19 protein-coding genes, 5 tRNA genes, 3 rRNA genes and 1 riboswitch are annotated in these 26889 nt (G+C 47.0%); of the genes, 21 read left to right on the top strand and 6 right to left on the bottom strand.

Translation table 11 applies throughout. The features are described 5' to 3' along the window. Window positions 1-5: 5 nt before the first annotated feature. Window positions 6-2177 (bottom strand): fatty acid oxidation complex subunit alpha FadB, encoded by a 2172-nt coding sequence (gene fadB, locus A8140_RS00250; protein WP_005532879.1) that lies wholly within the window; start codon window positions 2175-2177, stop codon window positions 6-8. A gap of 268 nt (window positions 2178-2445) precedes the next feature. Between fadB and A8140_RS00245 the strand changes: the two genes are divergently transcribed. The 19 genes from A8140_RS00245 (at window position 2446) to thiH (ending at window position 19987) form a co-directional block, all read left to right on the top strand. Beyond that, a complete protein-coding gene (locus tag A8140_RS00245; protein ID WP_005532881.1) occupies window positions 2446-3069 on the top strand; it encodes a YigZ family protein in 624 nt (207 codons plus the stop codon). Between the two features lie 46 nt (window positions 3070-3115). Next, complete coding sequence (locus tag A8140_RS00240) at window positions 3116-4573, top strand: TrkH family potassium uptake protein (protein WP_005532883.1); 1458 nt, start codon at window positions 3116-3118, stop codon at window positions 4571-4573. Between the two features lie 9 nt (window positions 4574-4582). After that, on the top strand, window positions 4583-5110 hold the full coding sequence (gene hemG, locus A8140_RS00235; RefSeq protein ID WP_005532886.1) for a menaquinone-dependent protoporphyrinogen IX dehydrogenase: 528 nt from the start codon (window positions 4583-4585) through the stop codon (window positions 5108-5110). 441 nt (window positions 5111-5551) lie between these two features. Beyond that, window positions 5552-7104: ribosomal RNA gene (locus tag A8140_RS00225) — 16S ribosomal RNA — on the top strand. 91 nt (window positions 7105-7195) lie between these two features. Continuing rightward, window positions 7196-7271, top strand: a tRNA-Glu gene (locus A8140_RS00220). A gap of 2 nt (window positions 7272-7273) precedes the next feature. Further along, a tRNA-Lys gene (locus tag A8140_RS00215) sits at window positions 7274-7349 on the top strand. A 24-nt stretch (window positions 7350-7373) separates the two neighbouring features. Further along, window positions 7374-7449: transfer RNA gene (locus tag A8140_RS00210), tRNA-Ala, on the top strand. Between the two features lie 35 nt (window positions 7450-7484). Continuing rightward, window positions 7485-7560, top strand: a tRNA-Val gene (locus A8140_RS00205). 294 nt (window positions 7561-7854) lie between these two features. After that, window positions 7855-10744, top strand: a 23S ribosomal RNA gene (locus A8140_RS00200). A 165-nt stretch (window positions 10745-10909) separates the two neighbouring features. Beyond that, window positions 10910-11026, top strand: a 5S ribosomal RNA gene (rrf, locus tag A8140_RS00195). Together the 16S, 23S and 5S rRNA genes with 5 tRNA genes alongside form the textbook arrangement of a ribosomal RNA operon. 31 nt (window positions 11027-11057) lie before the next feature. Beyond that, window positions 11058-11134 (top strand) — tRNA-Asp (locus tag A8140_RS00190). Window positions 11135-11428: 294 nt separating this feature from the next. Continuing rightward, window positions 11429-12811, top strand: a complete 1383-nt coding sequence (locus tag A8140_RS00185) for a multicopper oxidase family protein (protein ID WP_005535874.1) — start codon at window positions 11429-11431, stop codon at window positions 12809-12811. Between the two features lie 123 nt (window positions 12812-12934). Further along, on the top strand, window positions 12935-13318 hold the full coding sequence (gene crcB / locus A8140_RS00180) for a fluoride efflux transporter CrcB (RefSeq protein WP_005535872.1): 384 nt from the start codon (window positions 12935-12937) through the stop codon (window positions 13316-13318). 61 nt (window positions 13319-13379) lie between these two features. Continuing rightward, window positions 13380-13478, top strand: a riboswitch (TPP riboswitch). 165 nt (window positions 13479-13643) lie between these two features. Continuing rightward, on the top strand, window positions 13644-15584 hold the full coding sequence (gene thiC, locus A8140_RS00175; protein ID WP_005535870.1) for a phosphomethylpyrimidine synthase ThiC: 1941 nt from the start codon (window positions 13644-13646) through the stop codon (window positions 15582-15584). Beyond that, window positions 15584-16999, top strand: a complete 1416-nt coding sequence (locus A8140_RS00170) for a thiamine phosphate synthase (RefSeq protein ID WP_005535868.1) — start codon at window positions 15584-15586, stop codon at window positions 16997-16999. Before thiC ends, A8140_RS00170 begins: the two co-directional genes overlap by 1 nt. Further along, the gene (locus A8140_RS00165; RefSeq protein WP_005535865.1) at window positions 16986-17759 is read left to right on the top strand and encodes a HesA/MoeB/ThiF family protein; all 774 of its coding nucleotides are present in this window, start codon (window positions 16986-16988) and stop codon (window positions 17757-17759) included. Before A8140_RS00170 ends, A8140_RS00165 begins: the two co-directional genes overlap by 14 nt. 38 nt (window positions 17760-17797) lie before the next feature. Next, window positions 17798-18052, top strand: a complete 255-nt coding sequence (gene thiS, locus A8140_RS00160) for a sulfur carrier protein ThiS (RefSeq protein WP_005535863.1) — start codon at window positions 17798-17800, stop codon at window positions 18050-18052. Between the two features lie 5 nt (window positions 18053-18057). Further along, window positions 18058-18825, top strand: coding sequence for a thiazole synthase (locus A8140_RS00155; RefSeq protein WP_005535861.1), 768 nt, complete (start codon window positions 18058-18060; stop codon window positions 18823-18825). 34 nt (window positions 18826-18859) lie between these two features. Then, window positions 18860-19987, top strand: coding sequence for a 2-iminoacetate synthase ThiH (thiH, locus tag A8140_RS00150; RefSeq protein ID WP_005535859.1), 1128 nt, complete (start codon window positions 18860-18862; stop codon window positions 19985-19987). Window positions 19988-20122: 135 nt separating this feature from the next. On the opposite strand, the gene A8140_RS00145 is transcribed toward thiH, so the two are convergent. Then, window positions 20123-21913, bottom strand: a complete 1791-nt coding sequence (locus tag A8140_RS00145; RefSeq protein WP_005535857.1) for an aminopeptidase P family protein — start codon at window positions 21911-21913, stop codon at window positions 20123-20125. A gap of 203 nt (window positions 21914-22116) precedes the next feature. Next, the gene (locus A8140_RS00140) at window positions 22117-23058 is read right to left on the bottom strand and encodes a LysR substrate-binding domain-containing protein (protein ID WP_005447244.1); all 942 of its coding nucleotides are present in this window, start codon (window positions 23056-23058) and stop codon (window positions 22117-22119) included. A 107-nt stretch (window positions 23059-23165) separates the two neighbouring features. Between A8140_RS00140 and A8140_RS00135 the strand changes: the two genes are divergently transcribed. After that, the gene (locus tag A8140_RS00135; protein WP_193789254.1) at window positions 23166-24359 is read left to right on the top strand and encodes a multidrug effflux MFS transporter; all 1194 of its coding nucleotides are present in this window, start codon (window positions 23166-23168) and stop codon (window positions 24357-24359) included. 91 nt (window positions 24360-24450) lie between these two features. Next, window positions 24451-24732 (top strand): H-NS-like global regulator TsrA, encoded by a 282-nt coding sequence (gene tsrA, locus A8140_RS00130; protein ID WP_005535853.1) that lies wholly within the window; start codon window positions 24451-24453, stop codon window positions 24730-24732. Window positions 24733-24763: 31 nt separating this feature from the next. On the opposite strand, the gene A8140_RS00125 is transcribed toward tsrA, so the two are convergent. The 3 genes from A8140_RS00125 to bufB are packed head-to-tail and all read right to left on the bottom strand — an operon-like array spanning window position 24764 to window position 26857. Then, window positions 24764-25219 (bottom strand): DoxX family protein, encoded by a 456-nt coding sequence (locus A8140_RS00125; protein WP_038863561.1) that lies wholly within the window; start codon window positions 25217-25219, stop codon window positions 24764-24766. A gap of 10 nt (window positions 25220-25229) precedes the next feature. Next, entirely contained in the window at window positions 25230-25988 is a 759-nt protein-coding gene (locus A8140_RS00120; protein ID WP_005536403.1) for an HvfC/BufC N-terminal domain-containing protein, read from the bottom strand. Further along, window positions 25985-26857, bottom strand: a complete 873-nt coding sequence (gene bufB, locus A8140_RS00115; RefSeq protein ID WP_005536404.1) for an MNIO family bufferin maturase — start codon at window positions 26855-26857, stop codon at window positions 25985-25987. Before bufB ends, A8140_RS00120 begins: the two co-directional genes overlap by 4 nt. Between the last annotated feature and the right edge of the window lie 32 nt (window positions 26858-26889).

The following is a 26889-nucleotide window of genomic DNA, read 5'->3' as shown; positions in this document are numbered from 1 at the left end:
CCTCCTTAGATAGAACCTTGCTGTTGTGCACCGTAAAAGCTTTCACCTTTCGCCGCCATATCAATCAGCATCTGTGGTACTTGGTACATAGCACCAAGCTCTGAGTATTGTTTTGCCATTGCAACAAACTCAGCAATACCTACGCTATCTAGGTAGCGGAATACGCCGCCGCGGAATGGAGGGAAACCAAGACCGTAAACCAATGCCATATCCGCTTCTTGTGGAGTGGCAATGATGCCTTCTTGTAGACACAGTACCACTTCGTTGATCATTGGAATCATCATACGTTGAATGATGGTGTGATCGTCAAAGTCCTGCTTATCGGCACAAACGTCAGCGAGCACCGGCAAGATCTCTTCAGAGAAGGTTTTCTTCGGCTTACCTTTTCTATCTATGGTGTAGCTGTAGAAGCCACTGCCATTCTTCTGACCGTATTTGCTTGCTTCGAACAGTGCATCGATCGCATCACGACCTTGTTTACCCATACGCTCTGGGAAACCTTGCGCCATAACGGCTTGTGCGTGGTGAGCAGTATCAATACCAACAACATCGAGCAAGTATGCAGGTCCCATCGGCCAGCCAAACTTACGTTCCATGATTTTGTCGATTTTCGTAAAGTCAGCACCGTCTCGAAGTAGCATGCTGAAGCCACCAAAGTATGGGAATAACACGCGGTTTACAAAGAACCCAGGGCAGTCATTAACGACAATTGGTGATTTACCCATTTTCGCTGCGTACGCAACAACACGATTGATGGTTTCATCAGAGGTATGTTCACCACGGATGATCTCAACAAGAGGCATGCGGTGCACTGGGTTGAAGAAGTGCATGCCACAGAAGTTTTCTGGGCGTTTTAGTGATTTCGCTAATAGATTGATAGGAATCGTCGAGGTGTTTGAGGTGATAACCGTGTCGTCACCGACATGTGATTCCACTTCACTCAAAACTGCTGCTTTTACTTTCGGGTTTTCTACTACGGCCTCAACAATCACGTCTGATTCTTCGATGCCTGCGTAATGTAGGCTTGGTGTGATAGACGCTAAAATACCAGCCATCTTAAAGCCATCAATGCGACCACGAGATAAGCGTTTATTTAGTAGCTTAGATGCTTCAGTCATGCCTAAATCGAGTGAAGGTTGCGCGATGTCTTTCATTAACACCGGTACGCCTTTTAATGCAGATTGGTAAGCGATGCCGCCGCCCATAATGCCCGCACCAAGCACAGCCGCACGTTGCGTGTCTTTACTCGTTGACTTAGCGGATTTTTTAGCAAGCCCTTTAATGTATTGGTCGTTAAGGAACAAACCAACCAGTGATTTTGCCTCTTCAGACTTAGCCAGTTTTACGAAGTGTTTACGCTCAATGTCGAGTGCTTCGTTACGAGCAAAGCGAGCACCTTCTTCAATAGTAATAACGGCTGTCATTGGAGCAGGGTAGTGAGGACCCGCTTTTTGTGCCACCAGACCTTTCGCCATGGTAAAGCTCATCATTGATTCGAGCTTACTTAGCGTAAGTGGTGATGTCTTTTGCTTACGACGAGCTTGCCAGTCCAACTTCTCGTTGATTGCGGAGGTCAGTGTCTTGAGTGCTGATTCGTAAAGTGCGTCGCTATCGACAACCGCATCCAGAAGACCAATCTTTAATGCCTCATCCGCACGACACGCTTTGCCTTGTGTGATCACTTCCATCGCACTGTCGGCGCCAATAACACGTGGCAGACGCACACAACCACCAAAGCCTGGCATGATGCCCAGTTTTGTCTCTGGTAGACCGATGCTGGTGGTCTTGTCACCAATTCGCATGTCAGTGGCAAGCACGCACTCACAACCGCCACCTAACGTGTGACCTTTTAGTACCGAGATAGTCGGAACCGGTAAGTCTTCCAGCTTGTTAAAGATGCTGTTAGCAAATTGCAGCCACTGATCGAGTTCAGCGTCTGTCTTAGCGAAAAGACCCAAGAATTCGGTGATATCAGCGCCAACAATGAACGCGTCTTTATCTGAGGTGAGCATCAAGCCCTTCAGTCCTTGGTGCGCTTTTAGTGCATCAAGGGCTTTGTCGAGTGACTCTAGTGTCGCTAGGTCGAGCTTGTTAACGGATTTTGGAGAGCAGAAGCTTAGTTCTGCAATACCATCTTGTACTTCCTTTACCTGTAGGGTTTCGGCTTGGTAAATCATTGTCTATCTCCATGACATACAATCTTGGATTGTCTGTATACCGATTTGATGCGGGCTGAGCGCCTGTAGGGCAACAAATAGATATAGAGGAAAGTCGTTATATTTGTTGTTCTGGTTTGACCAGTGGAGTTAGTTTGGACCTCGGATTGGTTAATTTCAATACATTTCTTAAACAAGTGTTTAACATTGTGCGCTGGTGCAGATCTTATGCGACTCACAATTCCGTCTCGTGATAGACTTTGAACAAAGAGAAAAGTGAGCTAATCCTATGAATGACCTGCCTTATCTGATTCCTGCCCAACCAGCTCAATTTGAAGAAGAGATTAAAAAGAGTGTCTTTATTACTTACTTAGCGCATACACCAAGCGTGGAAGCGGCGAAAGCATTCGTTGAGCAGATCAAAACCAAACATTCTGATGCAAGGCACAACTGCTGGGGATTTGTTGCTGGTCGACCAGAAGATTCGATGAAGTGGGGCTTTAGTGATGATGGAGAACCTTCAGGGACGGCAGGTAAACCAATCCTCGCGCAGCTGTCTGGCTCTGGAGTTGGAGAGATCACTGCGGTGGTCACTCGTTACTCTGGCGGCATTAAGCTTGGCACAGGCGGTTTGGTCAAAGCTTATGGTGGTGGAGTGCAACAAGCGCTCAAGCTGCTTCAAACAATTGAGAAAAAAATAACCACAAAACTCCGACTAGAGTTAGACTATGGGTTTATGCCTATCGCACAGTCGCTTATGCCCCAGTTTGGTGTGGTTGAAGTGGATGCTGAATACAGCGATCAGGTGGTATTAGTGGTGGAAATTGAGCTACGTGAAGTGAGCGCGTTTACCCAAGCTATCATCAACAAAAGTGGTGCAAAGGCAATTGTCACCCCACTAGACGGAAAATAATGAAAAATAGGAAGCCACAGGGACAGCTTCGCTAGTCAATCAATCCATGCAATTTCGTTCAATTATTCGAATCGTCGGGCTATTGCTCGCACTTTTTAGCGTCACAATGCTCGCGCCTGCGCTGGTTGCGCTTATTTATCGAGATGGTGCGGGTGTACCTTTTGTCACGACTTTCTTCGTACTTCTCGTATGTGGTGGGATCTGTTGGTTCCCAAACCGCAGGCACAAACACGAGCTAAAAGCACGCGATGGCTTCCTTATTGTTGTTCTTTTCTGGACTGTACTTGGCAGTGCGGGCTCTATCCCTTTCCTTATCTCAGATAATCCCAATGTATCTGTGACTGACGCATTTTTTGAGTCTTTCTCTGCTTTAACGACAACGGGAGCGACGGTCATTGTTGGGCTCGACGAACTGCCAAAAGCGATCTTATTTTATCGCCAGCTCCTGCAATGGTTTGGCGGCATGGGTATCATCGTGTTGGCGGTAGCCATTCTTCCTGTTCTTGGTATCGGTGGTATGCAGCTGTATCGAGCTGAAATACCAGGACCGGTAAAAGATACTAAGATGACCCCGCGTATTGCTGAGACAGCAAAAGCACTGTGGTATATCTATTTGAGTCTGACTATTGCGTGTGCCTTGGCATTTTGGTTAGCAGGTATGACACCGTTTGATGCCATTAGTCACAGCTTCTCAACCATTGCTATCGGTGGTTTCTCTACCCACGATGCCAGCATGGGCTATTTCGATAGCTATGCGATTAACATGATTACCGTCGTCTTCTTGTTGATTTCGGCATGTAACTACTCTTTGCACTTCGCCGCATTCGCGTCTGGCGGCGTGCATCCTAAATACTATTGGAAAGATCCAGAGTTCCGCGCGTTCATCTTTATACAAGTTGTTTTGTTCTTGGTGTGCTTCTTATTATTGTTGAATCACCATTCTTACGACTCAACCTATGACGCATTCGATCAAGCGCTTTTTCAGACCGTGTCCATTTCAACTACGGCTGGCTTTACCACAACCGGGTTTGCTGATTGGCCATTATTCTTACCAGTGCTGTTGTTGTTCTCTTCTTTTATAGGTGGTTGTGCTGGCTCGACTGGCGGCGGCATGAAAGTGATCCGTATTCTGCTACTGACCTTACAAGGTGCGCGTGAGCTGAAGCGTTTGGTGCACCCTCGTGCGGTGTACACCATCAAAGTGGGTGGTAGTGCGCTACCGCAAAGAGTCGTTGATGCGGTTTGGGGATTCTTCTCTGCTTACGCTTTGGTATTCGTGGTTTGTATGTTGGGCTTGATTGCTACAGGGATGGATGAGCTAAGCGCGTTCTCTGCGGTTGCAGCAACGCTCAACAACTTAGGTCCTGGCTTGGGTGAAGTTGCGCTTCACTTTGGTGATGTGAACGACAAAGCAAAATGGGTATTGATTGTTTCTATGCTGTTTGGACGTTTGGAAATCTTTACCTTACTTATTCTACTTACGCCGACGTTTTGGCGTAGCTAAGGGGAAATCGTGGCAAAAGCATTATTTCTATACTCTTCCCGTGAAGGGCAGACGAAAAAAATTCTCCACTATATAGATGAACAACTACCAGACTTCGATTGCGAGCTGGTGGATTTACATAATGTAGAGGCGATGGATTTCAGCCAATACGACAGAGTATTGATTGGCGCATCTATTCGTTATGGCCATCTTAATAAGAAGCTATACCAGTTTATTAAGAAAAACCTAACTCAACTAGAGCAAAGTAAAGTGGCATTTTTCTGTGTGAATCTAACCGCTCGTAAAGAAGACCAAGGAAAGGATACGCCTGAAGGCAGTGCTTACATTCGTAAGTTCCTAATTAAGTCGCCATGGAAACCAACCTTAATTGGTGTTTTTGCTGGTGCACTTTATTACCCACGTTACAGCTGGTTCGATAGAACTATGATTAAGTTCATTATGTCGATGACTGGTGGCGAAACCGATACGACTAAAGAGGTGGAATACACCAATTGGGAAAAAGTGGCTCTTTTCGCAGATAAATTCAAAGAACTGTAGAAATAACGTGCTCTTTTGACCGCTTTTGATGCAAATTTATCCGAACGATAAAAAAAACAAAAAAAACGAGAAAAAGGGCTTGCCAATGTGATCGCAATCTCTATAATGCCACCTCGCTGACACGGCAACGCTTCGAAAGAAACGAAAGCCAAGTTAGCAAGCCAATTAGCCAAGCGGAAACGCTTGAAAAAAGTGATTGACACTAAACTTTAACTCGCTAAAATGGCCGTCCGATTTGAGCAAAGCTCAATAGGAAAGCTCTTTAACAATATAGACCTATCAATCTGTGTGGGCACTCGTTGATGATAATCCAATTAGAAGCTTCGGCTTCAAATTAGGTTTCAATGAAACGAAGTGACCATTGAATCAAAAGATTCAGCACAGTCAATTCAAACATTACTTTATGTAATGTTCAGTATTCATTGAGCCGAACAAAATCTTAAATTGAAGAGTTTGATCATGGCTCAGATTGAACGCTGGCGGCAGGCCTAACACATGCAAGTCGAGCGGAAACGAGTTATCTGAACCTTCGGGGAACGATAACGGCGTCGAGCGGCGGACGGGTGAGTAATGCCTAGGAAATTGCCCTGATGTGGGGGATAACCATTGGAAACGATGGCTAATACCGCATAATGCCTACGGGCCAAAGAGGGGGACCTTCGGGCCTCTCGCGTCAGGATATGCCTAGGTGGGATTAGCTAGTTGGTGAGGTAAGGGCTCACCAAGGCGACGATCCCTAGCTGGTCTGAGAGGATGATCAGCCACACTGGAACTGAGACACGGTCCAGACTCCTACGGGAGGCAGCAGTGGGGAATATTGCACAATGGGCGCAAGCCTGATGCAGCCATGCCGCGTGTGTGAAGAAGGCCTTCGGGTTGTAAAGCACTTTCAGTCGTGAGGAAGGTAGTGTAGTTAATAGCTGCATTATTTGACGTTAGCGACAGAAGAAGCACCGGCTAACTCCGTGCCAGCAGCCGCGGTAATACGGAGGGTGCGAGCGTTAATCGGAATTACTGGGCGTAAAGCGCATGCAGGTGGTTTGTTAAGTCAGATGTGAAAGCCCGGGGCTCAACCTCGGAATTGCATTTGAAACTGGCAGACTAGAGTACTGTAGAGGGGGGTAGAATTTCAGGTGTAGCGGTGAAATGCGTAGAGATCTGAAGGAATACCGGTGGCGAAGGCGGCCCCCTGGACAGATACTGACACTCAGATGCGAAAGCGTGGGGAGCAAACAGGATTAGATACCCTGGTAGTCCACGCCGTAAACGATGTCTACTTGGAGGTTGTGGCCTTGAGCCGTGGCTTTCGGAGCTAACGCGTTAAGTAGACCGCCTGGGGAGTACGGTCGCAAGATTAAAACTCAAATGAATTGACGGGGGCCCGCACAAGCGGTGGAGCATGTGGTTTAATTCGATGCAACGCGAAGAACCTTACCTACTCTTGACATCCAGAGAACTTTCCAGAGATGGATTGGTGCCTTCGGGAACTCTGAGACAGGTGCTGCATGGCTGTCGTCAGCTCGTGTTGTGAAATGTTGGGTTAAGTCCCGCAACGAGCGCAACCCTTATCCTTGTTTGCCAGCGAGTAATGTCGGGAACTCCAGGGAGACTGCCGGTGATAAACCGGAGGAAGGTGGGGACGACGTCAAGTCATCATGGCCCTTACGAGTAGGGCTACACACGTGCTACAATGGCGCATACAGAGGGCAGCCAACTTGCGAGAGTGAGCGAATCCCAAAAAGTGCGTCGTAGTCCGGATTGGAGTCTGCAACTCGACTCCATGAAGTCGGAATCGCTAGTAATCGTGGATCAGAATGCCACGGTGAATACGTTCCCGGGCCTTGTACACACCGCCCGTCACACCATGGGAGTGGGCTGCAAAAGAAGTAGGTAGTTTAACCTTCGGGAGGACGCTTACCACTTTGTGGTTCATGACTGGGGTGAAGTCGTAACAAGGTAGCGCTAGGGGAACCTGGCGCTGGATCACCTCCTTATACGATGATTACTCACGATGAGTGTCCACACAGATTGATACGGTTTATAAAGTAAAAGAGATAGAACATCTCCCAAGATGTTCAACTTAGTGTCCCGTTCGTCTAGAGGCCTAGGACACCGCCCTTTCACGGCGGTAACAGGGGTTCGACTCCCCTACGGGATACCATTGGGTCGTTAGCTCAGTTGGTAGAGCAGTTGACTTTTAATCAATTGGTCGCAGGTTCGAATCCTGCACGACCCACCATTCTTTAAGAATGACTATCAAGATGGGGCTATAGCTCAGCTGGGAGAGCGCCTGCCTTGCACGCAGGAGGTCTGCGGTTCGATCCCGCATAGCTCCACCATTCTTGACGTCTACCACAAGACGAAAAACTTATGTGGGCGATTAGCTCAGTTGGGAGAGCACCTGCCTTACAAGCAGGGGGTCACTGGTTCGAGCCCGGTATCGCCCACCATCTTTAAACATTCTCTCTTGAGAGTTTTTAAAAATGGTTACTTCATAAGAAGTGATTAGCTCTTTAACAATTTGGAAAGCTGACAAAACAATCTTTAAGATTGTTTGTAAAGTTCTCAAAGTATTCTTAATTGAATACTCCAAACAACACATTCAAGTGTTCTTGGGTTTTGTCTTACTGTTTAAGTAAAACAAAACATATTTGAGTCCGGCAAAATCGAGTCTGCATCATGTATAAAAATTGCAGACAACTTTGGTGACTTGTTCATCAACTCGAAACTCCTTCGGGTTGTATGGTTAAGTGACTAAGCGTACACGGTGGATGCCTTGGCAGTCAGAGGCGATGAAGGACGTATTAACTTGCGATAAGCCCAGATTAGGTAGTAAAAACCATTTGAGTCTGGGATTTCCGAATGGGGAAACCCACTAGCATAAGCTAGTATCGCTGCGTGAATACATAGCGCAGCGAGGCGAACCGGGGGAACTGAAACATCTAAGTACCCCGAGGAAAAGAAATCAACCGAGATTCCGAAAGTAGCGGCGAGCGAAATTGGATTAGCCCTTAAGCTTTTTATGCGTCAGGTGAAACTTCTGGAAAGTTGTGCGATACAGGGTGATAGCCCCGTAACCGGCAACGCATTTAAAGTGAAATCGAGTAGGGCGGGACACGTGATATCCTGTCTGAATATGGGGGGACCATCCTCCAAGGCTAAATACTACTGACTGACCGATAGTGAACCAGTACCGTGAGGGAAAGGCGAAAAGAACCCCTGTGAGGGGAGTGAAATAGAACCTGAAACCGTGTACGTACAAGCAGTAGGAGCACCTTCGTGGTGTGACTGCGTACCTTTTGTATAATGGGTCAGCGACTTATATTCAGTGGCAAGGTTAACCATCTAGGGGAGCCGTAGGGAAACCGAGTCTTAACTGGGCGTTCAGTCTCTGGATATAGACCCGAAACCAGGTGATCTAGCCATGGGCAGGTTGAAGGTTGAGTAACATCAACTGGAGGACCGAACCGACTAATGTTGAAAAATTAGCGGATGACTTGTGGCTAGGGGTGAAAGGCCAATCAAACCTGGAGATAGCTGGTTCTCCCCGAAAGCTATTTAGGTAGCGCCTCGGACGAATACTACTGGGGGTAGAGCACTGTTAAGGCTAGGGGGTCATCCCGACTTACCAACCCTTTGCAAACTCCGAATACCAGTAAGTACTATCCGGGAGACACACGGCGGGTGCTAACGTCCGTCGTGGAGAGGGAAACAACCCAGACCGCCAGCTAAGGTCCCAAATTACTACTAAGTGGGAAACGATGTGGGAAGGCTCAGACAGCCAGGATGTTGGCTTAGAAGCAGCCATCATTTAAAGAAAGCGTAATAGCTCACTGGTCGAGTCGGCCTGCGCGGAAGATGTAACGGGGCTAAGTAGTAAACCGAAGCTGCGGCAATGCACTTTAGTGCATTGGGTAGGGGAGCGTTCTGTAAGCGGTTGAAGGTGTGTGGTAACGCATGCTGGACGTATCAGAAGTGCGAATGCTGACATGAGTAACGATAAAGGGGGTGAAAAACCTCCTCGCCGGAAGACCAAGGGTTCCTGTCCAACGTTAATCGGGGCAGGGTAAGTCGACCCCTAAGGCGAGGCCGAAAGGCGTAGTCGATGGGAAACGGGTTAATATTCCCGTACTTCTTACAATTGCGATGGGGGGACGGAGAAGGCTAGGTGGGCCTGGCGACGGTTGTCCAGGTTCAAGTGCGTAGGCTGAGAGATTAGGTAAATCCGGTTTCTCTTAAGGCTGAGACACGACGTCGAGCTACTACGGTAGTGAAGTCATTGATGCCATGCTTCCAGGAAAAGCCTCTAAGCTTCAGATTGTAAGGAATCGTACCCCAAACCGACACAGGTGGTCGGGTAGAGAATACCAAGGCGCTTGAGAGAACTCGGGTGAAGGAACTAGGCAAAATGGTACCGTAACTTCGGGAGAAGGTACGCTCTCGACGGTGAAGTCCCTTGCGGATGGAGCTATTGAGAGTCGCAGATACCAGGTGGCTGCAACTGTTTATTAAAAACACAGCACTGTGCAAAATCGTAAGATGACGTATACGGTGTGACGCCTGCCCGGTGCCGGAAGGTTAATTGATGGGGTTAGACTTCGGTCGAAGCTCTTGATCGAAGCCCCGGTAAACGGCGGCCGTAACTATAACGGTCCTAAGGTAGCGAAATTCCTTGTCGGGTAAGTTCCGACCTGCACGAATGGCGTAATGATGGCCACGCTGTCTCCACCCGAGACTCAGTGAAATTGAAATCGCTGTGAAGATGCAGTGTACCCGCGGCTAGACGGAAAGACCCCGTGAACCTTTACTACAGCTTGGCACTGAACATTGACCCTACATGTGTAGGATAGGTGGGAGGCTTTGAAACTAGTACGCCAGTATTAGTGGAGCCGTCCTTGAAATACCACCCTTGTAGTGTTGATGTTCTAACGTCGACCCCTTATCGGGGTTGCGGACAGTGCCTGGTGGGTAGTTTGACTGGGGCGGTCTCCTCCCAAAGCGTAACGGAGGAGCACGAAGGTGGGCTAATCACGGTTGGACATCGTGAGGTTAGTGCAATGGCATAAGCCCGCTTGACTGCGAGAATGACAATTCGAGCAGGTGCGAAAGCAGGTCATAGTGATCCGGTGGTTCTGAATGGAAGGGCCATCGCTCAACGGATAAAAGGTACTCCGGGGATAACAGGCTGATACCGCCCAAGAGTTCATATCGACGGCGGTGTTTGGCACCTCGATGTCGGCTCATCACATCCTGGGGCTGAAGTCGGTCCCAAGGGTATGGCTGTTCGCCATTTAAAGTGGTACGCGAGCTGGGTTTAGAACGTCGTGAGACAGTTCGGTCCCTATCTGCCGTGGGCGTTGGAAGATTGAAGGGGGCTGCTCCTAGTACGAGAGGACCGGAGTGGACGAACCTCTGGTGTTCGGGTTGTGTCGCCAGACGCATTGCCCGGTAGCTAAGTTCGGAATCGATAACCGCTGAAAGCATCTAAGCGGGAAGCGAGCCCTGAGATGAGTCTTCCCTGATACTTTAAGTATCCTAAAGGGTTGTTCGAGACTAGAACGTTGATAGGCAGGGTGTGTAAGCGTTGTGAGGCGTTGAGCTAACCTGTACTAATTGCCCGTGAGGCTTAACCATACAACACCCAAGGGGTTTTGATGGACTCAAAGCAAGAACGAATTGAATGTGTATAAATAGAACTTAAAATCAGTTTTCCGAATTATTCGATTTGCAAGCAAATCTCACCCTAAAGGGCCGTACTAAAGTACGTTTGAATTTGCGAGCAAATTGATAAAGAATTTGCTTGGCGACCATAGCGATTTGGACCCACCTGATTTCCATTCCGAACTCAGAAGTGAAACGAATTAGCGCCGATGGTAGTGTGGGGCTTCCCCATGTGAGAGTAGGACATCGCCAGGCTTTAAATTTAGACTTAAGGTCTAACCAGTGCGGAGCGGTAGTTCAGTTGGTTAGAATACCGGCCTGTCACGCCGGGGGTCGCGGGTTCGAGTCCCGTCCGCTCCGCCACTTATTTAGAAAGCCTTGCTAGAAATAGCAAGGCTTTCGTCGTTTCTGAAGCCTTCAATTTCCTACTTGCTTTAGCCTTATTTACCATTAGACTCTCTTCTTCTTAAACCGATCTCTTTTATTTACTATATGTGTGTGGGTGCTTACTATCTTGTTAGTGACCATTAAATATAGGTCTTCATTTATAATCTCTGAATCTAAGCATTATGACTGCACATCTTTAAAAGATAACTGAGAATCATTATTAATATTTAGTTACACTCACATCAATTGGAATAATGGGTGACTAAATACATGGATATATCTCGTCGACGCTTTCTTCAATCTTCCTTAGCGATCTCTGCGCTTACCGTTCTGCCTGCATGTTCTCTATCTAGGGGCACTAACAAACAAGGTCAGCATATATACGACATCACTGCAGAGCCCTCTATTGCTGAATTGGTACCAGGATTTAATACGGATGTACTCGCGTTTAATGGATCGATTCCAGCTCCTACGATTCGTTGTCGCCAAGGCGAGAAAGTTATTATCCGATTTACCAACAAGCTTTCAGAGCCAACTACGATCCACTGGCATGGCTTGCGAATCCCTATTGAAATGGATGGTGTCCCTTTCTTGAGCCAGCCGCCTATCATGCCGGGTGAAACATTTGTTTATGAATTTACACCGCCAGATGCGGGCACATTTTGGTATCACCCACACATGAATAGCGTTAAGCAGCTTGGTATGGGGTTAGTTGGTCTAATTATCGTTGAAGAGGCTGAGCCCGTTCAGTTTAATGAAGAGCATGAAGTCGTTCTCAAGCATTGGCATTTAGACAAACAAGGTCAGTGGAAGAATCTAATGGTGCCGCGCTTGAGTGCACGCATGGGAACGCCAGGAGAGTGGAGTAGTGTTAATGGTGTTCATGAGCCTGTTTATGCGTTGAAGCAGAATGCTACCACACGTTTAAGAATTGCTAATGTCGATAACACCATTACTTACCCGATCGCTATAGAAGGCACAGAGGCTTGGGTTATTGCTATTGATGGGAATCCTGTTAAAACGCCTTATATGCTCACTCAACACAAAATTGGTCCGGGAATGAGGTTAGATGTCGGATTGATTGCTCCGAGGGCAGGAGAACGTGTTTATGTGCGTCAAATGAAAGGGCGCTTCCCATTCCCTTTGTGTGAGTTCGAAGTTGTTGAGTCTGACCTGCCGACCAATCAGAAACTGCCTTTATTGCCTCTTAACCCTGTGCCTGATCTTGATTTGGAAAATGCTGAGCAAATTGATTATGTGTTTGAATGGGAGGGGGCAGTCACTCCTGCCGATAAATCGGGCAAAGCGATACCTAAGTTTTGGCTAATGAATAAACGAGCTTGGGAGGGAATGAGCAAAGATAATATTCCTGCGCCGCTTTCAACATTGGAGGTGGGAAAAACCTATATCTTCAACCTTAAGAACGTCACCCAATATCATCATCCTATTCATCTTCATGGACATACATTTACCGTTCTTGAATTAGATGGCAAAAAACTCGATGAGCCGTTTCATACCGATACGGTCTTACTTGGAAAAAATGGCAGTGCGAAAGCGGCATTTGTTGCAGATAACCCAGGGCGTTGGATGTACCATTGTCATGTGATCGAACACATGAAGACGGGGTTGATGGGTTATATTGAAGTAAAGTGACTCCTGTAACTTTTTAAATCTTGATAAGTTTTAAGCGCTATACTTTGCTGAATTCTAAGATTGTATAATCACTATTGCCGTAAATTTGATTACAATGTCGCCATTAACTTTTCTGGGGGAATTATGGGGCAACTATCCATTTTGGGTTTTATTGCATTGGGTGGGGCATTTGGTGCATGTTCTCGTTACTTAATTTCTGAACTTTGTGTGATGCTACTTGGTCGTGGTTTTCCATACGGTACATTAACGGTTAACGTTGTTGGCTCATTTATTATGGGTCTACTAATTGCTGCGTTTGAAACTGAGTTAATGGTCACTGACCCATGGCGTCAAATTATCGGGCTTGGCTTTTTGGGCGCATTAACTACGTTCTCGACTTTCTCAATGGATAACGTGTTGCTTATGCAGCAGGGAGCTTTCTTTAAGATGGGATTGAACGTATTGCTGAATGTCGTGTTAAGCATTTCGGCTGCGTGGATTGGTTTCCAATTATTGATGCGTAGCTAGCAAAAACACTCAAATCTTCATCAGGTCGGCTTGGTTTAACCAAGCCGTTTTTATATACTGATCTCACTTGTCGGAGTGCCATAAGGCTGAGACCGTTAATTCGGGATCCGTTGAACCTGATCAGATTAGAATCTGCGAAGGGAACAAGAGAAGATATCTACACCAGAGTTCTATCTGGTTGACCTATCAAATATTCGAATGTTGTTATAGACGAAGAGCACTCGCTCGACTTGTCTTTAATTCGATTCCTCTTGTCGCATCTATCCGCCAAGCATTTTTATCCCAATACTTTTTATCTAAGCATAACAAAGCAAGGAAAAATGCTATGTCGAGTCGCAAGCAAGCGAGACTGGAAGCAAAACAGTTCATTGATACACTCTCGGTACAACCGTACCCAAATTCAAGCAAAGTCTACGTAGAGGGTTCACGTCCTGATATTCGTGTGCCAATGCGTGAAATATCACTCGCTGATAGCCTTATTGGAGGCACAAAAGAAGCGCCTATTTTCGAGCCTAATGAGCCAGTACGCGTTTACGATACCTCGGGTGTATACACAGATCCAGAACACACCATTGACCTCTACAACGGCTTACCTAAGCTGAGAGAAGGGTGGATTGAAGAGCGCTCCGATACTGAGCTACTTGATGAAGTAAGCTCGGTGTACACCAAAGAGCGCTTAGAAGACGAAACGCTAGACGATCTTCGTTACGGAAATCTACCACGTATTCGACGTGCCAAAGATGGGCAATGCGTGACTCAATTGCACTATGCTCGCCAAGGTATAATCACCCCAGAAATGGAATACATCGCTCTACGTGAAAATATGGGGCGTGCTCAATACCGTGATGAAGTGCTGAATCAACAACATCCGGGTCAAAGCTTCGGAGCGAATCTTCCAAAAGACATTACCGCCGAGTTTGTGCGTAAAGAAGTCGCCGAAGGTCGCGCGATTATCCCTTCTAATATCAACCACCCAGAATCCGAACCAATGATCATTGGACGTAACTTTTTGGTCAAAGTGAACGCCAACATCGGTAACTCATCGGTCACTTCTTCGATTGAAGAAGAAGTAGAGAAGTTAGTATGGGCAACGCGCTGGGGTGGAGATACCGTTATGGATCTCTCTACTGGACGTAATATTCACGAAACTCGCGAGTGGATTCTACGTAACAGTCCAGTTCCGATCGGTACCGTACCAATGTATCAAGCGCTTGAGAAAGTGAATGGTGTGGCGGAAAACCTTAACTGGGAGGTGATGCGCGATACTCTGATCGAGCAAGCAGAGCAGGGCGTTGATTACTTCACCATCCATGCCGGTTTACTACTGCGCTATGTACCGATGACAGCAAAACGCGTTACTGGCATCGTCTCTCGTGGTGGTTCTATCATCGCTAAATGGTGTTTAGCACATCACCAAGAAAGCTTCTTATATACTCACTTCCGAGAGATCTGTGAAATCTGTGCTAAGTATGATGTGGCACTTTCTCTCGGTGATGGTCTTCGTCCTGGTTCGGTTGCCGATGCTAACGACGAAGCGCAATTTGCAGAGCTTCGTACTCTTGGCGAATTGACCAAGGTTGCGTGGGAATACGACGTACAGGTGATTATCGAAGGTCCTGGTCATGTTCCAATGCATATGATCAAAGAGAACATGGAAGAGCAGTTAGAGCACTGTCATGAGGCTCCTTTTTATACCCTTGGTCCATTGACGACAGACGTCGCTCCAGGTTACGACCATATTACTTCAGGCATCGGCGCTGCCATGATTGGTTGGTATGGCTGTGCAATGCTTTGCTACGTAACTCCTAAAGAGCATCTTGGCTTACCAAACAAAGAAGATGTAAAGGTAGGTATGATCACTTACAAGCTTGCTGCGCACGCCGCTGATTTGGCGAAAGGACACCCTGGTGCACAAGTTCGTGATAACGCGCTTTCTAAGGCTCGCTTCGAGTTCCGCTGGGAAGACCAATTTAACTTGTCGCTCGACCCCGATACTGCTCGTGCCTTCCATGATGAAACCTTGCCTCAAGAGTCTGGAAAAGTTGCTCACTTCTGTTCGATGTGCGGACCAAAGTTCTGCTCCATGAAGATTTCGCAAGAAGTCCGAGAATATGCGAAAGACACTAAGCAAGTTGCTGCGGACCAAGCTATCTCAATCAAAATGCTAGATGATCCTCTTGAGGGGATGCGTCAGAAATCGCAAGAATTTAGAGACACAGGTTCTGAGTTATACCACCCTGCAGTACATGCCGAGGTAAGTGACTGATGAGCAAAATCCTTATTCCGTCATCATTGATTGAACTAACTGGTTTAGTTCAACAATGTTTGTTGTTGGCGAAAGAACAGGGTTTTAGCATCGAAGACGTTGAGTTGGGTGTGAGCCCAACTCAATCTATTCAGCTTGTTCGCAACCAACAGACCACACGCATAACGACAGATCTTGTTGATGGTTATGACTCCGAGCATGAGAGTTCATTTGTGCTCTACTACCGCTCTTCTTTATCGGTAGAAGCGTGTGCTAAGCAACCGTCGAAAGCGATTTATATTGGCATTGCTGATACGCAGGTATCCGATGAAAAAGAGAAAGTGCTTCAGTTTGATATCTGGCGTCACCCCATTAACAACGAAGTGAGAGCGCTTTCCGTTAAGTCCAAATTCAACGCAATGTTCGATCCCGAACATCACCTTGCTTGGATTGTAACGCTGACAGTCCTCGACTTTCCTATCGAAGATGCGTTAACACTTGCTCGAGGAATGCTAACTCAACAAGCGAATGTTTCACGTGAAACACTGTTGAATGACAACCTTGACGAGGGAAGATCTACTCAGTGGGCTGACCAATTTGATGATTTCCCCACACCTGTACTGGAGGATAACCGACTCGATATTCAAGTTGGTTGGTCTGCACAAGGGGAGTGCGTTAGCTTTCCAACTCTAACCAAGCAAAGTCTTGGGCTCTACCCAGTCGTTGATGATGTTGCTTGGATTGAACGTCTATTGCCACTAGGCATCAACACTATCCAACTGCGAATCAAGAACCCACAACAAGCCGATTTAGAACGACAGATCATTCGAGCAATTGAGCTAGGTCGTCAGTATCAAGCACAAGTGTTCATCAATGACTATTGGCAGTTGGCAATCAAGCATGGCGCTTATGGCGTTCACCTAGGACAAGAAGACATAGAAGAATCGAATTTGGCTCAGCTAACTAAAGCCGGTATTCGTCTTGGTCTTTCTACTCATGGATATTACGAACTACTGCGCATCGTACAAATTCATCCTAGCTACATCGCGCTAGGGCATATTTTCCCAACCACCACAAAACAGATGCCATCGAAACCACAAGGTTTAGTGCGCTTGGCACTGTATCAAAAGCTGATTGATAGCATTCCTTATACAAATACAGAGGCTGCTTTCCGTCCAGCAAAAGACAAAGCAGGTAGTGACTATGTGCTTGGCTTTCCGACGGTTGCGATTGGTGGTATTGACCAATCTAATGCAGCCCAAGTTTGGCAAACAGGTGTTTCTAGTTTGGCAGTTGTGCGAGCTATTACGTTGGCAGAATCACCTCAGTCCGTCATCGAGTTCTTCGCAAAACTGATGAAGGAAAGACAGCTAACGTTTACTGATCAGAATAGTGAATTGGCGCATAACAAGAGAGGCGAGCATGCTCACGGATAAGCAGTTTCTTCGCTATCAGCGCCAAGTCGCTCTGCCTGAAATTACCGAAATTGGGCAAGAACGTTTGAGCAAATCTCATGTGCTGATCATCGGTTGTGGTGGGTTAGGGAGCGCAGCGAGTTTGTACTTGGCATCCGCGGGTGTTGGTAAATTGGTTGTGGTCGATGACGATGAAGTTGATAGCAGTAACCTGCAACGCCAGATCATTTATCGCGAACAAGACCTCCAAGTTGCGAAAACAAAAGCGACTGTAAAGCAACTGAGTGACCTTAATTCTATGGTTCAAATTCGCGCTCTTAATAAGCGATTAGACAAAGCACAGCTGCAGCTTGAGGTGATGCTAGCGGATTTGGTGCTCGACTGCACCGATAACATGCCAACGCGCCAGCTAATTAACCAAGTTTGTTTCGAGCAAAATACGCCGCTCATCTCGGCGGCGGCAATTGGTTGGCAAGGCCAATTCGCTGTCTTTGATTACCAAACACCAAGTGAACAAGAAGCGCAGAGTAAAGCCTGTTACCGCTGTTTGTATCCGTTCGACGAATTACCGCAAACGCAAAAGTGCAGTGAGAGCGGTGTCGTTGGTCCGGTGGTGGGTACACTTGGCAACTACCAAGCGATAGCGGCAATTCAAAAACTGGCGACGGGAAAGTTTCATGTCGAGACTGCCAAGTTACACCTGTTCGATGGATTGAAGCTGCAATGGCAAACCATGGCGATAAGTAAAGATAAACAGTGCCAAGTGTGTGCTCAGATTTAGTTTACGAGTAATGGGCAGAATTAAGAGAGTTGGAAGCAATGACGTTATCAGAACAACAAACAACACAAATAACAGCTGCTGACTTAGATGTGATCACTATTGTCATCAATGACCAGTCACATCAAGTTGCCAGTGAGTCAAATCTACAGCAAATCATTAGTCAATTTGCGCTGCCTGAAATGGGCTGTGTTTTTGCAATTAATAACAATGTTGTGCCGCGCAGTGAGTGGGCTAGCACAGTTCTTTCACAGGGAGATAGCATCTCTTTGTTTCAAGCGATCGCAGGGGGTTAACGTCGATGCTTAAAATTGGTGATAAACAATTCGAATCAAGACTGTTCACGGGAACAGGGAAGTTTGCCAACAGCCGATTAATGGCAGAAACGATTCAAGTATCGGGTTCTCAACTTGCGACCATGGCGTTGAAGCGTGTGGATGTGAACGACCAACAAGACGATATTTTGCTGCCGTTAGTACAAGCGGGGGTGAACTTATTGCCGAACACCTCGGGTGCAAAGAATGCTAAAGATGCTGTGTTTGCTGCACGACTGGCGCGAGAAGCGTTGGGCACTAACTGGCTAAAACTGGAAATTCATCCAGACCCGAAGTACTTGATGCCAGATCCAATTGAGACACTTGCAGCCGCTGAGCAACTGGTTCGTGAAGGCTTTATTGTGCTTCCTTACTGTCATGCTGACCCGGTTCTGTGTAAACGATTGGAAGAAGTAGGCTGTGCTGCGGTCATGCCATTAGGTGCACCGATTGGTTCCAACAAAGGGATAGTTTCTCACGATTTCCTAGAGATTATTATCGACCAAGCTAATGTTCCTGTGGTTGTGGATGCGGGTATTGGCGCTCCTTCACATGCCGCGCGTGCGATGGAAATGGGTGCGGATGCTGTGCTCGTCAATACTGCGATTGCAGCTTCGAGCGATCCCGTTGCGATGGCGAAGGCATTTAAGTTGGCGGTAGAGTCGGGGCGTATGGCTTATGAAGCCGGACTTGCCGGTAAGGTTTCTCATGCGGTTGCGTCGAGTCCACTGACGTCATTCCTAAATGAGCTTTAGTCCTAGATTGGTTTAGCTATTAAGCGAGGAAAAAATGAGCTTCGTTGAACAATTTAAGCAGCTTAATTGGGATGACATTTCGATGTCGATCTATGCGAAAACGGCACAAGATGTCGAGCGAGCATTGAATAAACCCAAGCGTGATTTAGAAGACTTTAAAGCGCTAATTTCACCAGCGGCTGAAGCATACTTAGAGCAAATGGCGCAGCTGTCATACTCGGCAACTCGTAAGCGTTTTGGTAATACCATGTCGCTTTATATTCCATTGTACCTTTCTAACTTGTGCGCCAATGCTTGTACTTATTGTGGCTTCTCAATGGAGAATAGAATCAAGCGTCGTACCTTGAATAGGGACGAAGTGGCTGCAGAAGTTGAAGCTATTAAACGCATGAAGTTTGATAGCGTATTGCTGGTGACTGGCGAGCACGAAACCAAAGTGGGCATGAAATACTTTCGCGAAATGGTGCCGATGATTAAGCAACGCTTTAACTATTTAGCGATGGAAGTACAGCCGCTAGATCAAGACGAATACGCCGAGCTTAAGACATTGGGTTTGGATGCGGTGATGGTCTATCAAGAAACGTATCATCCTTCGACTTATGCCGAGCACCATTTGCGTGGCAATAAGATGGATTTCGAATACCGATTGGATACACCCGATCGTCTTGCAAAAGCGGGCATCGATAAGATCGGTATTGGCGCTTTGATAGGATTGGAAGAGTGGCGTACCGACTGCTTTTATGTGGCAGCGCACTTAGACTATCTTGAGCGCACGTATTGGCAGACTCGTTACTCTATTTCATTTCCGCGTTTGCGTCCTTGTGAGGGGGCCAGTTCTTTAAACGGAAAGCAGCCAAAATCAGTCATGACGGATAAGCAACTTGTTCAGTTGATTTGCGCTTATCGCTTGTTGAATCCAGAGGTGGAGTTGTCATTATCGACTCGTGAATCACCCAAGTTCAGAGACAATGCATTGCCGTTAGGCATCACCAGTATGTCTGCTGCATCGAAAACTCAGCCGGGGGGTTATGCGATGGATGATGTTGAACTCGAGCAGTTTGAGATCAGCGATGAGCGAAGCGCGGGTTCTGTGGAAGATATGATTCGAGCCAAAGGATTTGACCCTGTATGGCGAGATTGGCACTCAGCGTATTCTGGTTAAGTAGCAAAGAAAGCCACTGGTCATCGTTATGTTTCACGTGAAACATAGGCAAAAAAAGAGGGTTGATGCAAAACATCAACCCTCTACTTTTTTCTAGCTTCTAGCTTCTAGCTTCTAGCTTCTAGCTTCTAGCTTCTAGCTGTGTGCTACTGGTAGCGTTGCTTGACGAAGCCACTCTTTCACATCACCTTCAATCAGCGGGCTGATCTCATCCCATACTTTATGATGGTAGTCATTCAGCCAAGCAAGTTCTGGGCGAGTTAGCATATCTACGTTGATATTGCGCTTGTCGATTGGACAGCGTGTTAGCGACTCAAATGACAGAACAGGGAAGTCACCGTTAGTTGGTGTTTCAACAACAAGCTCTAGGTTTTCAATACGTATACCAAACGCATCTGCACGGTAATAACCTGGCTCGTTGGACAACACCATACCTTCTGTTAGAGGCACGTCGATTTGCTTCTTCGAAATGCTCGCTGGACCTTCATGAACACTTAGGAAGTGACCAACCCCGTGACCAGTACCGTGATCGTAATCGTAGCCTTCCGCCCACAGGTGCTGACGAGCTAGCGTATCGATTTGGTAACCACGTGTGCCTTTCGGGAAGCGTGCACGAGCAACACCGATGTGACCTTTTAGCGCGAGAGTGAATTGTTTAATCATCTCTTGTGAAGGCTGACCGATCGCAATAGTACGCGTGATGTCTGTTGTGCCATCTAGGTACTGACCGCCTGAATCCACTAGGTAAAGTGTGTTCAGCTCTAGCTTGCCAGGTTCAGGTTGGTTCTCGTGGTTGTAGTGACACATCGCTGCATTGCCACCTGCTGCCGAAATAGTATCGAAGCTAAGATCCATAAGTGTTGGGTCTTCGCTACGGAACGCTTCCAGTTTGTCTGCCAACGTCGCTTCATCATGCAGGTTACCCGCAACGACTTCCGCATCTAACCAAGATAGGAACTTACTCATCGCCACGCCATCACGGATATGACACGCTTTCATACCTGCGATTTCAACTGCGTTTTTCGCCGCTTTTGGCATTAGGCATGGGTCAGCCTTACTCACCACTGACGCGCCAGCATTTTGTAGAACCAGCTTAAACCATGCGTTACTTGTCGCAGGGTCAACCAGTACATTCTTGCCAGTTAGAGTTTCTAGTCGTGCTTGCAATGCTTCTGGGTGATGAACTGTTACGCCTGCACCTACGTGAGCGTCAAACTCAGCAGGTAGGCGAGCTGGATCTAGGAAGTATTCTACGCTTGAATCTGAGTGCAGGATCGCGTGAGAAAGCAGAACTGGTAGGCGTGATACATCTAGACCACGAACGTTGAGCAACCAACAGATAGAATCAAGTGCTGTTATCACTGCGCTGTCTGCGCCGGCTTTTTTCACCAGTTCTGCGATTTCTTGGCGTTTGCTTTCACTTGATTGGCCAACTGCTTCTGTTGCCATTAGGCGAACATCAGAAACCACAGGAGCAGGGCGGTCGTGCCACAGCTCATCAATTGGGTTGCTGTCGAGAATCTTAAGCTCAAGTGCACCTGCAAGTTTTGCTTGTGCCATGTCTAGCCAAGCAGAGTTGTGCATGCGAGGGTCGATTGCCACAGAGGCGCTATTTGCAAGATGGTCTTTAATCCAATCTAGTGCAGGCTCTTCAATCAGGTGACGGTATTCGAATAGATCAGCAGGAACCTGCTTAGTGACTTGTACCGTGTAGCGACCATCAACAAAGATAGCGGCTTTGTCTTTGGTGATTACCGCAGCACCAGCAGAACCGGTAAAACCAGTTAGCCAATGTAAACGCTCGTTGTGCGCTGGTACGTATTCGCCCAAGTACTCGTCTTCATGAGGGACAAGTAGGGCATCAATATTATGTTGTGCTAGCCATTCGCGAATTGCATTCACGCGGGTTTGGGTATCGTTGTGCATCTGTGTTATTCCTTCAAATTACCGCTCCTTCATGCTCAGGTGTGGGAGCTGTTTCCATCTGCTTCATGCAGTTTACGATTCCATTGAGGTTCGCAATCACTTCAATAGAGTCGGAGTACAACAGGCCATAGATGAGCCAAAAAGGACTATCGACTGTTAAGCTACTCATTTTACCGTAAGAGCGCAAATCGCGTCCGGGATTTTTATCTAAGATGATCGGTTTTTTGCGTGATCATGGTACGTAGCCAAGTTAAAGCCGGGTCATTTTCTCTGTCTCGGTGCCAGAACAAAGTGTAAGCCATTGGCGGGAATTCGAGTGGCAGCGGCAGCAATGCCATGTCATGTTGTTTGGCTGCCAGCTTCACAAAGTGGCTTGGCGCGGTAAACACAAAATCGGTGTAAGAACACAAACTGGCAGCGCTGTTAAAGTCCGGGACGGTGACTGCGATGTCACGCTCACGACCAATGTCGGCTAAACGATAGTCGAGCAGCCAACGGTCGTTGCCATCACAACGTACCTGAACATGACGCAGGGCTAGATAAGCTTCTAAATTCCAATTTCCACGCAAAGCCGGGTGGTCTTTCCGAACGATGCACATTTGGTGGTCACGATAGATTTCCTGCTCACAAATGTCATCTGGCGGCAGCATAGTCAGCTTGGCATCGTTGATGTCGATGTCTCGACCTGTCATGCCCAAATCGATTTCACCACGCTGAATCATCTTGAAGGTTTGCTCCGACCAAGAGTGGGTACTGATTGTCACGCCTGGCGCTTGTTGGAAAATCGCTGGCAAGAAGTGAGGCAGAATGAGCGGGTAGACACTCTCTACCGCTGCGATTTGAAATCGGTACTCACTGCTCTGCGGCGAGAACTCTTCGGGTTGAGTCAGCACCTCAAGTTGGTTTATCAACAGATCCAGTTTCGGTTTAAGGAACAATGCGCGCGGTGTTGGCGTCAATCCGTGTGAATTTCGAGTGAATAGGGGATCATCAAACTGGGTACGTAATTTCGCTAAGGATTTGCTCACGGCAGACTGACTCAAGCACAGTCGATGGGCGGCTCGGGTGACATTCAACTCTTCAATCAGCACTTTAAAACAGACCAGCAAATTGAGGTCGATGCGTGCCAGTTTCTCTACGTTCACAGTGATTTTCCCCATTGGAATAATGGTCATGAGTATACATCATTTCCATTCATATCATCAGATGATTAAGCTTCGCTCAAAAGTTCTTGTTCAATTTGGAGTGTTTTGTGTCTAGCCATATTACAAATAGCAAAAAACAGATGGCGCTGTTGACCATGTTAGTTCTGTTCAGTCCACTTGCGATTGATATCTATCTACCCGCTTTGCCTCTTATTGCGTCCACTTTTCAGGTAGAAAATGCATTGGCACAAGACACCATCACTTGGTTCCTATTTGCTATGGGTGTTGGTCAGCTATTTGCTGGTCCCTTGGCAGATAAACTCGGACGTCGAACTGTTGCATTGGGAGGCATCACCATCTACGCATTGAGCGCTTTATTGGCGTGGAGTGCTCAAAATATTGAGTGGATGTTGGCGGCTCGCTTGCTACAAGGCTTAGGTGCATGTGCAACATCTGTGGCAGCCTTTGCAACAGTTCGCGATATCTTTGGTCCGGAAAAAAGCGGCAAAATGATCAGTTACCTTAACGGTGCGATCTGCTTTATTCCGGCACTAGCACCAATTCTTGGTAGCTGGTTAACCCAACAATTTGATTGGCGTGCAAACTTCAGCTTTATGGCAGGTTTCGCTGTGATTGCTGGCTCGATGATGTTCTTCGGCATGAAGGAAACTAACCCGGCAACTGAAAAGCAAGCCGTGTTTAAGCTCAGCCGCTATTGGTCTGTACTAAGTACACCATCATTCATCTTCCACGCTTCACTGTGTTTGATGGCGATGGCCGTGATTCTTGCTTACGTGACTTCTGCTCCAGGCGTCTTGATTACAGGTATGGGTTTGTCGATGAACGAATTTACTTTCTGGTTTGGCCTTAACGCGGTATTTAATATTACGGCATGTATGCTAGCGCCTAAGTTTATGGATCGCTGGGGCACACATAACTCGCTTGTGGTTGGTATCAGCTTGTTAGCAATTGCTGGCGTGATCATGATGGTAATGAAAGAGCACAATACGGCGTTGGCTTTCATGTTGCCAATCTTTATCTCATCGGTTGGCTTTGCTTGGATTCTTGGTGCGGCTGCAGGTAAAGCACTAGAACCATTTGGTGATAAGGCGGGGACCGCGGCAGCACTAATTGGTCTTTTCCAGATGAGTGGCTCTGGTTTATTGGTAGGTACACTGCAACGCCTATCACTTGAACCACAAACCCTGATCGCGATTCATATGTGGGTACTGCTTCCAGCGTTGGTGATTCTGTTTAGTAAAGCAGGTAAGAGCTGGCATGCAAAATTGGCGAATGCATAAAACTCGACAATTTAGTATTTTCCAATGCACTTAACGCGTGTATATTTGTCGTTCAAACTTTTCTCGACACCATAACGGAACTCATAAAGTAATGTCGTTAACCACGTATGAAATGGCTCGTATCCTAGAGCAAATGGAAGAATCACCAGAAAAAGTGATGTTTGGTAAGTTGCTAAATGAATTAGGCAACCAAAGCTCTGAGCGTATTCGTAGCGCGGCAAAACAAGTTCCTGTACCAGTCTTACGTGACCTTGTGTATCAATTTCAGCAAGTGATTGAGTCACGCAAAGGTGAGCAGGTTGAGTTGATGGCGAAAGACCTTGCTCAGCAAGGTATCTCAGCTGAAGAGCTAATGGCTTACTTAAACAAATAATAAAAAATCCCCGCTTCATGCGGGGATTTTTTTAGTGAGTGATTTTCTCCTTCAGTATGTGATCGAAGGATAACGGTCCTGGCCCCCATACAATTACAACAAGAATCATCAATCCCCAAAGTTGGTGATCATAGAAACCTTTCTCCCACAGCAATGGGTAAGAGACTACAGCGATGATGTTGAACACAAACAGAATCGCAGCCATCGGGCGGGTAATCAATCCGAGTGCTAAGAGCACAGGTAGAACCAATTCCGCCGCCGTACCTAAGTAAGCTGCCAACTCCCACGGTAGTATTGGTACTTGGTACTCCAGCTCAAATAAATACAGTGTGCTATCCCAAGACGAGATTTTGATTAGCCCTGAATTGAAGAACACCCATGCAACCCACAAGCGACAAAAGAGAAGTAGTAAAGGGACAAAGCCAGCTTGTAGGGTACTGATTAAATCGTCGTACCGATTCACTAAGTTTTTAGCCGTATCCGTCATAGAGTGCTCCTTAGATTGATTTCAATGCAAAGCCGTCAACGAGATCGAGTGCCATGATGCTATTGAGGTGAGCGAGTAAAACTTCAGGTATTTCGCTCAAACTCTGTTTCTGCTCGAAACATTGCAGCAGTTGGAACGCATCGGCGTCGAGTGCGTGACACAAGGCTTCTCCATTGGCTTGAATCGAGATGACACCTTGCTGTAATTGGTTGATATTAAGTTGTTCGAATTGCCCAGTTTGAATCGCGCCAAACAAATCAAATACGGCGTAGCTAGAGTCAAAGCTGCGGCAGCCTTTTTTAAGGTGCAAAATCAAAGCGGGCTGTTGCTCTTCACTCACTTCGCCAAGTGCCGCAAGCGGTTTGAATTCTGCTGCATTGGATTGTTCATACTGCGCTTGACGAGCAAGGTCGATATGCCACTCGAAGCGAGCGACTTCAGGGCTGTATGGTGCTTGTGCGATCACCTGACTAAACTGCATGATGGTGTCTTGAAAACCTTCGCCATAATGGGCCACATTTCCTTCTTCTAATGGATAAGTGAGAACATGCTGGCGAGCCATCTGTTCAAAGCATTCTTTACCAAGCAGCGCTTCAACCATCGGGTAGGTCGCGGATAACACCTCGCTTAAGCTGACGATAAAGTTATTGCGGTAAATCTGCATGCGTTCATCAGCGGTAAACTCATCACTGGCAATATCGCAATCTTCACCGAGTGCTTGATAGTGTAGAGCTTTAGCAAACTGGCTTTGTAAGGTGGCTAGATTCATGATGCCTTCCTTGATTCGCTTTGTTCACTTGGGATTGTGCCTTGCAATAGCAGTTGCGATGCTTTCTGCGCTTCTCCGAGCAAGACTTCTGGCGCGGGGATATCCAAATCCCATTCAATCAACGTATGGCGTGGACCGTGTTTCTCTGTCCACTGCGCGAATAACTGCCAAACTTCATCACTAACTGGGCGGCTATGGGTATCAATCCATATCTCACCTTTGTCGAGTTGTTTGATGGTAAAACCTGCCAAGTGAATTTCATCTACTTTGTCGGCTGGAATTGCATCTAGGTATGTGTCGCAATCAAAACCGTGGTTAAACGCCGCAACATAAACATTGTTTAAATCGAGCAACAAACGACAGCCAGTGCGCTGTTGCACTTCGGTAAGAAACTCCCATTCGCTGATGGTCGAATGTTGAAACCTCACATAACTAGATGGGTTCTCTATCAAGATCTCGCGTTGCAAATAATCCTGTACTTCATTCACGTTACGCGTGAATACTTTGAGCGCTTCTTCCGTATACGGAAGTGGAAGTAGGTCATTAAAGTAATGACCACCGTTCTCGCTCCAACTTAAATGGTCAGAAACAAGAATCGGGTTGATCGAGTCAATCAGCGCTTTAAGTTGAGCAAGGTGCTTCTGATTCACACGTTCCACCGAACCTAATGACAGGCCAATGCCGTGGCAGCTAATTTGATACTGCTCGCGCAGCGCGTGCAGTTGATTGCGCTCTGCAGCGTTGGGTTGAAAATAGTTTTCACTGTGGATTTCTAACCAAGACAACTTGGGTCTGTTTTGGCTAAAGTAATCGAGGTGAGGGGTTCTTAATCCAACTCCAACATGGTCGTGGAAGGTGTGGTGTTTCACGTGAAACTCCTTTTTCAAAGCGGTCGGGAAGA

Source organism: Vibrio campbellii CAIM 519 = NBRC 15631 = ATCC 25920, assembly GCF_002163755.1.
Taxonomy (GTDB): domain Bacteria; phylum Pseudomonadota; class Gammaproteobacteria; order Enterobacterales; family Vibrionaceae; genus Vibrio; species Vibrio campbellii.
The sequence above is the reverse complement of the archived record's forward strand: the minus strand, read 5'-3'. Positions and strand labels throughout refer to the sequence as shown.